Origin of the sequence: Synechococcus sp. R6-7 (assembly GCF_047461695.1) — a bacterium.
GTDB lineage: Bacteria > Cyanobacteriota > Cyanobacteriia > Thermostichales > Thermostichaceae > Thermostichus.
Window position 1 is genome coordinate 1 of the sequence record NZ_JANSHS010000228.1, and the last position, 7882, is coordinate 7882.

At 56.2% G+C, this 7882-nt stretch carries 9 protein-coding genes; 7 read left to right on the forward strand and 2 right to left on the reverse strand.

What is annotated here, in order from left to right; genetic code table 11:
* The 6 genes from NW815_RS07445 to NW815_RS07470 all read left to right on the forward strand — a co-directional run.
* A partial coding sequence (locus NW815_RS07445) for a hypothetical protein (RefSeq protein ID WP_414415858.1) occupies positions 1–977 on the forward strand: 977 nt, incomplete at its 5' end.
* A 58-nt stretch (positions 978–1035) separates the two neighbouring features.
* On the forward strand, positions 1036–1512 hold the full coding sequence (locus NW815_RS07450) for a hypothetical protein (RefSeq protein WP_414341950.1): 477 nt from the start codon (positions 1036–1038) through the stop codon (positions 1510–1512).
* A gap of 232 nt (positions 1513–1744) precedes the next feature.
* Positions 1745–3808, forward strand: coding sequence for an argonaute PAZ domain-containing protein (locus NW815_RS07455; RefSeq protein ID WP_414390459.1), 2064 nt, complete (start codon positions 1745–1747; stop codon positions 3806–3808).
* Positions 3809–3878: 70 nt separating this feature from the next.
* A complete protein-coding gene (locus NW815_RS07460) occupies positions 3879–4067 on the forward strand; it encodes a hypothetical protein (protein WP_414374286.1) in 189 nt (62 codons plus the stop codon).
* 129 nt (positions 4068–4196) lie between these two features.
* The gene (locus tag NW815_RS07465) at positions 4197–5432 is read left to right on the forward strand and encodes a hypothetical protein (RefSeq protein ID WP_011434288.1); all 1236 of its coding nucleotides are present in this window, start codon (positions 4197–4199) and stop codon (positions 5430–5432) included.
* Positions 5433–5439: 7 nt separating this feature from the next.
* On the forward strand, positions 5440–5943 hold the full coding sequence (locus NW815_RS07470; protein WP_414383232.1) for a bis(5'-nucleosyl)-tetraphosphatase: 504 nt from the start codon (positions 5440–5442) through the stop codon (positions 5941–5943).
* A gap of 1 nt (position 5944) precedes the next feature.
* Here the strand turns inward: NW815_RS07470 and NW815_RS07475 are convergent, their stop codons facing one another.
* Both NW815_RS07475 and NW815_RS07480 read right to left on the reverse strand, forming a co-directional pair.
* Complete coding sequence (locus NW815_RS07475) at positions 5945–6136, reverse strand: hypothetical protein (RefSeq protein WP_414390461.1); 192 nt, start codon at positions 6134–6136, stop codon at positions 5945–5947.
* Positions 6133–6684, reverse strand: coding sequence for a hypothetical protein (locus NW815_RS07480; RefSeq protein ID WP_041436853.1), 552 nt, complete (start codon positions 6682–6684; stop codon positions 6133–6135). Before NW815_RS07480 ends, NW815_RS07475 begins: the two co-directional genes overlap by 4 nt.
* A 136-nt stretch (positions 6685–6820) precedes the next feature.
* Here NW815_RS07480 and NW815_RS07485 point away from each other — a divergent pair, with 136 nt between their 5' ends.
* Positions 6821–7798 (forward strand): acetyl-CoA carboxylase carboxyltransferase subunit alpha, encoded by a 978-nt coding sequence (locus tag NW815_RS07485; RefSeq protein WP_414390463.1) that lies wholly within the window; start codon positions 6821–6823, stop codon positions 7796–7798.
* Positions 7799–7882 lie beyond the last annotated feature (84 nt).

Here is a 7882-nt window from a genome sequence, read left to right on the forward strand (position 1 = left end):
CAGCTTCCCCCCCTGCGTTGATCCCTCTCCCACCTCAACCGGGAACCGAGTCGATTCCCATGCCGGTGCGCACGCTGGGCAACAGCCGCTTTAAACTGCTGGGCTTGAACGTGGGGGTGGCCGGAGCCGGTGCAGAGTTGCTCCTGGATACGGGCTCGGCAGGTTTGCGCATTGTAGCGACGGCGGCAGGTCGCTTTGGCCTGGAACGGACGGGGATCCCTTCCACTGTGACGTTCGGAGATGGCACGCAATTTATCGGGGTGTTGGCCCGCGCCCCCTTCAGCATAGGAGGGATCCCCAGTCGGGAGCCGGTAACGATTCAGTTGATCGACCGGATCACCTGTGTGGACGCCCTGGTGGCCAGTTGTTCAGAGAACTTGTTTGGAGAAGGGCGGCCCTTCGCCGGGATCCTAGGCACGTCCTTGGATGAGCGCAGCCCCGACCGCGAGCTGTTTAGTCCGCTCACCCGCCTTCCGGGCAATTTCCGCTCTGGGTACATTATTCAAACGGGGGGCTTCAACTCCACCCAGGGCCTGTTCACGGTTGGCCTAACGGCTGCCAACACCGTCGGCTTCAATTTCCGGCAGTTTCCCCAGGTGGGAAGCTTTCCCGACGGCACCCCCATCTGGCGGGATGAGGCTTTGCAAGTGGCCTACAGCATTAGCAACACTTCCATTCAAAATGCCCTCAGCCCCACCGTTTTTGACAGTGGTTCTTCCGACATTTTTCTCAACGTCAGGCTGTTGGGGGCAGCTCCCTTCTCCACCTCGACCTTACCCCCTGGGGCAGAGTGGCGAGCGGTATTGGCGGGAGCTTTCGAGTATCGCATTCGAGTTGGCTTTCCCATTACGCCCAGCCGGGATCGGATTTTTGTTAACGGCAACCAGGGGGTGCAACTGTTGGGCATGCCGCTGTTTTTCAACGCCGACGTTGCCTTTGATATTGAAGGCGGTCGGATCGGCTTTCGCCTACGTTGAGACGAAGTTGTTTTCAACATCCAAAAGCATTGGGATCACTTGCGGAGAAGAACTTGCCATGTTCGGCCGAGCCTTGAAAACCGGGAACAGCACGCTGCACAGATGGCCTTGGGTTTGGGGGCTACTGCTGCTCTGTTGGCTAGGGCTGAGCGGGCCGGCTTGGTCGATCAGCTTGGGGGATCCCTTGCCGGAGTGGGCTGAGTCTGTGCAGGTGGGACGACAGCGGCTGCGCGGGGTGGAGCAATACCGCGGCCAGGAACAAATCCGCGCCTATGGCAACGAAGCAGGACGGGTGTTTTGGATTCAAATCAACAGCAGCGCTGACTTGCCCCCGGATTACCGAGACTATTTGGGCGAATACCAACAATTTCTGGTAGAAGCTGTAGAAGTGGTGCCGTTGCGAGCCCGACGGCTGCGCTTCCGCCAGGGAAATCGCAGCGCCGAGTGGCAGGTGGTGGGCATGAGCGGTCGGTTTCAGGCGGAGGCGATCAGCAGAGATTTGGCTCCGCCAGGGTTGTTTGGAGATCCCTCGTGAAGAGCAGGAGAATTAGAGCTTATCCTAGAGATCCTAGAGAGAAACTTGAAACTAGAGTCTGCCAATGAATTTACTCCAGAAGAAAGTTGAGGTTACTCTTAATCGCTTCTTCGTCAAGGAGCTAACTCAAGAAGAGCTCACCTTCTATGAGTATAGTTGCAGGCCAAACCCTCTTCCAGATCTAGGAGAGGAGCAGAGGGCTCTCTCCAAGATTTGTAATCAGCTAGGTGTAATGGCTGTTCGTCTGGGAAATCGCATCATAACCCGAGAAAAAGTTCCGGCCAGTAAACTCAAAACAGAGGAATGGGAGTTGGAAGAGCTTGGTTCTAAGGCTCTAGATTGTACAGACCCTACAGAGAGACAGGCTCTAGAAACTTTCGAGCGCAAGAAACTAGATTGGAGTCTAAGATCTAAGTACAAAAGAACAGAGATTGAGCGATCAACAGGAGGAGGATTGATCTGGTGGGTTACGGGTCTGGAAGGAGTAGAACGGATTGAAGGAGTAAAACCACTTTGCGGAGATGGGTGGGAGGTTCACAGAGGAAGAGAGCTAGACGTTGTTATTAGACAAGATAAGAAGCTCTATCTAGAGATCGACATCCGATACCATTTCTACAGCCCATGGACGCTGCATGAGTGGCTGGAAAATTACCCAGATGTCTCAATTGAAATTGTACGAAACACATACAGGACAAAAAATAATAAATACCCAACTTGGGAGTATCGAGGCATTATTTCCAATCAGTCGCCAAGGGAAGTATGGTTAGCGGAGCTAAACACTAGCTTAGCGGATTATCATGTACAGAAATACGGAGCAACTCCAGAAGAAGTTGATGGCTCTCTGGTGGTTCAAGTGGTCTCGAGAGAACGCAATTTCAGACAAAAGGCAGAGCCTATCCTTCATCTATCGCGGAGACTGTCGCCTGTTTTAACTTTGGAGATGCTAGCAAGTATAGAAGATCAAAGATGGACTGGCAAAAAAGTTAGCTCCTTGGTTAGCGAGCACATCAGAAAAAGTTTAGAAGAGAGATTGAAAGAGTCTAAAGAGACCGCAAAAACTATTATAGAAAATGTCTACAATATTTCTGACTTTCAGGCTGATCCCCTAAAAGCAGAAGGATACATTATGCCAAGGCCAAGGCTATTGGGGTTTGGTCATAGACAAGTCCAAAACCTCGCGAGAGTTAGGTACCAAGGATGTGCAAGAGTTGGCGAGACAAAGTTTGGACTTCTAAATCTTGACGATAATAAACGTGAGTATCCTACTGAGGTTCGCAAGTGCCTACTTGAAGTAGCTAAAAAGAGCGGAGCAAGAGTTGAAATAGACTTTTACGCAACCCGTCAAGATTTGCCTGAAGGCGACCTTGCTCAACAGAGGTTTTGGCAAAGCTGGGCCGACAAAGGGATCAAAACCGTTCTGGTTGTCATGCCCTTGTCGCCTAATGAGCACAAGCAAAAGATCCGCTTGCAAGCACTTCGAGCAGGAATAGCAACTCAGTTTATGATTCCTGGAGCTGACCCCTACAAAGCTCTAAATGTCGTACTAGGACTTCTGTGTAAAGCTGCGTGGCAACCCGTGTTGCTTGAACCCCTCGATCATCCTGAGTGCTCCGAGCTTACCATTGGTTTTGATGTGGGGACGAATCGAGAGCTTTACTACGGAACCTCTGCCTTCGCGGTACTGGCCAATGGTCAAAGCTTAGGCTGGGAGTTGCCCGATATACAAAGAGGAGAAACTTTTTCCGGCGAGGCAATTTATCAAACCGTGTCCAAGCTCGTCAATAGATTCTACAACAAATTTCATCGATACCCTAGAAAGGTTCTTTTGATGAGGGATGGCTTAGTTCAAAGAGGCGAATTTGATAAAACAATTGAGGAACTAAGAAAAGAAAAGGTTGCTGTGGATATTGTTGGAGTGCGCAAAAGTGGCACAGTCAGAATGGGAAGAGAGGAAAAAGGAAGCTATACAGACGCTGCAATGGGCACTGTCATTTTTGACCATGAACGAAGGTCATTTATGCTCGTAACAAGCCAGCCCATTAAGAAGTCCTCGGTGCCAATTGGCAGCGCAAGACCGCTGCGAGTTGTCCATGAACACGGCAACACTCCTTTGGAAGTTCTGGCTATACAAACTTACCATCTCTCCCAGCTTCATCCCGCCAGTGGTTTTCAAGCCTGTAGGCTTCCTTGGGTATTGCACTTTGCCGACAAAAGCAGTAAAGAGTTCCAGCGCATTGGCAACAGCATTTTTAGTGTGCTGCAGAACATAAACCGAGAGAAGTTGATTGCCGTCTAGCCAAGGGAGGGGATCCCCACCTGCCGGCCTTGCTAGGATTGGGGGGGTGGTTGGTGTTGCGGCTATGGAGATGAATGAGGTCTGGAAGACCTTTCTGAGCAATCCTGTTCCGTTCTGTGGCGGTTTTCTCAGCGGCCTGCTGCGTTTGGACGTGAAGCAAGATCCGCTGCGCAGTTGGCTGGAGTCCCAGGGGCTGAGGGTGGAGGAGCCCCCGCCTTCCGGTCGCTCCGACGGCCCCCAATCCATTTCCATTGAATAGGCGTACTCAATCGGCGGGCAGAGAGTAGGGATCCCTTCCGAACGCTTTCTCTCAGGTGTGGGAAGCGCTCTGATCCGGGCACAAGCAGCGACAAGAAGGGCAGCAAGAGCGGTGTTGCGAGGTGAGCTGATGTTCCCTGAACCCTCCCAATTTAGGAAGCGGCAGGGATCCCTTCGAGGCTGGGGCTATCTCGGCGGGGTGGTGTTCCTGGCAACGGGACTGGTCGGTCTGCCGTCAGGGGATCCAGCCGTGGCCCAATCGGCTCCCTCTTCTCTTGCCAGCCCTAAGCAGGATCCCCAAGCTTGGCTGGAGCGCTACAACGCCGCTCTAGAGCAATTGCCCCCTTTGCCCAACTTGCAATATCGCCAGCAGGTGCGGGTGGAGGGATCCCAAACCTTCACAGCCACGTTGGATGTGCTCTACCGCCGCGACGGCAGTTGGCAGGCTTGGGTAGCCGAAGGGGATCGCATCCGCCTCTTGGATTCGCGCCAATTGGAAGTGGTGAACCAGTCGGATCTGCTGCAGCTGTACTCGGTGTATGTGAGCCGACCGGAAGCCCTCTTGCCCTCGGTGAGCTTTTACTTGAAGGCGGATCCCAGCCGCTACCGCGTCCTCTCCTCAGAACGGGTGGATTTGGCTGGATCCCCTGTCCAGCACTTGCGCCTAGAGCCCATTCAGGAAGGCCAGTTGCGGGAGCTGTGGCTGGATCCGCAGTCGGGGCTGCCGCGGCAGGTGTTGCTGTTTTTGTCGGGGGTGTGGGGGCAGGCCTATGTCCTGATGGGGTTTACGGCGGTGCCAGCTCCCGAGGGAGGGGAGCGCTACTGGCTGCCGGAGAGCACCCGCATCAATTTGGGCTATGGCTTTTGGACCCTGGAGGGCCTGAACCGCCGCGTGTTCAGGGGATCCCTGTCCATCCAGCATGACTACCAGGACTACCGCATTTTGCCAGAAGGGACGCAGTTGCGCTTTTTGCCTTCGCAGCCGCCGGTGGATGCGCCGCCGGTGGTAGCCGGCCTGCCGGGGAGCGCTCCTCAAGCGGAGTTGGGAGATGTGCGGGCCTTGGGAGTGGATGAGCAGGGCAACCAGCAGTTCAGCATTGGCCTGGGCCGGCGCTCCAGCCCGGACAATTCCTTGGAAGACCGAATCGTTGCTTTCAACCTAACCCGACCCACCAGCCGCAACGCCCTGACCCAAATCGATACTTTAGCTCTTTTGCCTCTGGGGAATGGCCAGTTGCCCATCTATCTCTTCCAATTCGACACCGGTCGCCCCCTCTCGCCCCTGCAGGGGGTAGAGCGCCCGCAGGTGGATCCCAACGAGGTCTTCGCTCCTAAGCCGCCAGCCATCAAACTCTTTGGAGATTAGCTCCCCAATGCTGATAGATGCTGCCTATGGGGTGATCCCCATCCTGCCCCACCCACCCGCCCAGGAAGCTCCCAGACTGGGCTCTTCTCATTTGTATCTGCTCATCCAGCACCAGAAGGGGCATTGGGCTTTCCCAAAAGGGCACAAGGATAGCTCCGAAAGCGACCTGGAGGCGGCGCAGCGAGAATTGCGAGAGGAAACCGGCTTGACCGACTACCAGCTCCTAACCCTGCCCGGCCAGTCTGACCCTTTGACGCTGCAGGAAGCCTACACCTTTACGGATCCAGAGGGGAACCGAGTGGCCAAAACCGTTACCTACTACGTGGCCTTGCTGCCGCCCCAATTTCCTCCCCCTGAGCTACAGGTGCAACCAGAGGAGGTGGCCGCCTACCGCTGGTGCTCCTACCCCGAAGCCTTGGAGCAGATCAGTTTTGAAGAGAGTCGGCAACTGCTGCGCCGCTGCCAGGCTTATCTGCAAGAGCTGTGGGGAGGTCAGTCCACTGGAGTCTGACCTAGGGCAGGCCCGGCCCATCCGACTTGGCCAATACCTGGGAAACGCCCTCACTCGGCAGCCTGCGCCGCCTGACATCCTCCCAGTTGCAGCCCTCCCCAGCCGCTATGCAGCTCAGGCCCGCCAACGGGGTATTGTGCAGTGGATCCCGCCAGCCGAAGGCCAGCTCCCCCTGTTGGTGTTCGACCCTCATCTCTGGCCTGCCTGTTCTTGAGAAGGGAGAGGGGGCAGTTGCAGTTCTGGATTCTCCACGCGGGTTAGCTCCCAGCGAAAGGGCTCCCCACCCCGTCGCTGCCAATTCAATTGGAAGGGTTGCTCCAAGGCGTTCACCTGATCCCGCGTCAGGTTGGCCAAGGGGCCGCCGGAGCCCTCGATAACAAACCAGAGGGTGGCCCGTCCTTGGCGACTGGGATCCCCTAGGTCGAGCTGCACCTGCAGCGCTTGGGGTTGGAGGCGCAAGCGAAAAAATTGCCCGAAGATCTCGCGGCTGTAGGCCAGCGCCCGCTGCTTATCCAGGCCCCAACCATCGCTATAGGCCTCAGAGACCAGCATCTCCACCTGATCCCAGTTGCGCTGCTCCACCGCCCGCAGCAATCTCTCCGTGTGGACGCGGATTTGTCGCTCAGGCCGCCCGTAGTGCCAAAAGGCTCCCACCCCGATAGCCAAGACGACGGATCCCACCACCCCCCAGCGCAGCCAGGGGGGAAGGGGTGAAGGGGGAGAAGAGACAGAAGCAGACAAGGGATCCCTCTTGGGCAGTAGGGGGATTGCTCCCTCTAGCCTACGGGATCTACATGTGAGAAGATCAAAGTCCCATCCCCAAATCTGTGCAGCCTTTGCCAGGCACAGCACGCCCCCGAAGTTTAGCCAACCGGTCATGACCAAGTCCACCGACCGCCTGCTGCTGGAGTTTGAGCAGCCTGTTGCCGCCCTGGAGCAACGAATTCAAGAAATTCGGGCCTTGGCAGAAGAAAACGACATCGATGCTTCTGAGCAGATTCGCCAATTGGAAGCCAAAGCCGAAGAGCTGCGCCGCGAGATCTTCAGCCAGCTCACGCCAGTAGAACGGCTCCAGGTGGCCCGTCACCCCCGCCGCCCCACCACCCTGGATTACGTACAGACCATCTGTGACGACTGGTTCGAGCTACACGGGGATCGCCACGGCCAGGACGATCCAGCCATTGTGGGCGGGTTGGCCAAGCTAGGGGAGCAGCCGGTGATGATCCTGGGCCACCAAAAGGGTCGCGACACCAAAGACAACATCCACCGCAACTTTGGGATGCCCAATCCCGCCGGCTACCGCAAAGCCCTGCGGCTGATGGAACATGCCCACCGCTTCGGCCTGCCTCTTTTGACCTTCATCGACACGCCGGGGGCTTACCCAGGCGTCAAGGCGGAAGCTGAGGGCCAAGGAGAGGCCATTGCCACCAACTTACAAACCCTCTTTCGGCTGGAGATCCCCATCATCTGCACCGTCATCGGCGAAGGGGGATCCGGCGGAGCATTGGCTATTGGCATTGGCAACCGCATCCTGATGTTCGAGCACGCCGTCTACTCCGTGATCTCGCCGGAAGGCTGCGCGGCTATTCTCTGGAAGGATGCCAAGAAGGCTCCCCAAGCGGCGGCAGCCCTGCGCATTACCGCCCAAGACCTGCTACAACTGGAGGTGATCGACGAGATCCTGCCAGAGCCGGTTGGCGGCGCCCACCGCGCGCCCTTGGAAGCTGCTCAAACCCTCAAAGAGGCTCTTCTCAGGCATCTCAAGGAACTTTCTAGCCTGAGCGGGCGAGAATTGCGCGAGGAGCGCTACCAAAAGTTTCGCCGCATGGGAGCGTTTCTGGAGCTTTCTGAATAGACTTATGCATCCCTGATTTATAGTCGTTTCAGATTAGGGTGAGACACCTGGGCCATTGATCGCGCCAGCGGGACGGAGTCCTTG

What these genes read in the sequence shown, in the direction of transcription:
- NW815_RS07485 (WP_414390463.1), top strand. Translation starts at nt 6,821, where the DNA reads ATGACCAAGTCCACCGACCGCCTGCTGCTGGAGTTTGAGCAGCCTGTT.
- NW815_RS07460 (WP_414374286.1), top strand. Translation starts at nt 3,879, where the DNA reads ATGAATGAGGTCTGGAAGACCTTTCTGAGCAATCCTGTTCCGTTCTGT.
- NW815_RS07475 (WP_414390461.1), bottom strand. Translation starts at nt 6,136, where the DNA reads ATGAGGGTCGAACACCAACAGGGGGAGCTGGCCTTCGGCTGGCGGGAT.
- NW815_RS07465 (WP_011434288.1), top strand. Translation starts at nt 4,197, where the DNA reads ATGTTCCCTGAACCCTCCCAATTTAGGAAGCGGCAGGGATCCCTTCGA.
- NW815_RS07455 (WP_414390459.1), top strand. Translation starts at nt 1,745, where the DNA reads ATGGCTGTTCGTCTGGGAAATCGCATCATAACCCGAGAAAAAGTTCCG.
- NW815_RS07450 (WP_414341950.1), top strand. Translation starts at nt 1,036, where the DNA reads ATGTTCGGCCGAGCCTTGAAAACCGGGAACAGCACGCTGCACAGATGG.
- NW815_RS07470 (WP_414383232.1), top strand. Translation starts at nt 5,440, where the DNA reads ATGCTGATAGATGCTGCCTATGGGGTGATCCCCATCCTGCCCCACCCA.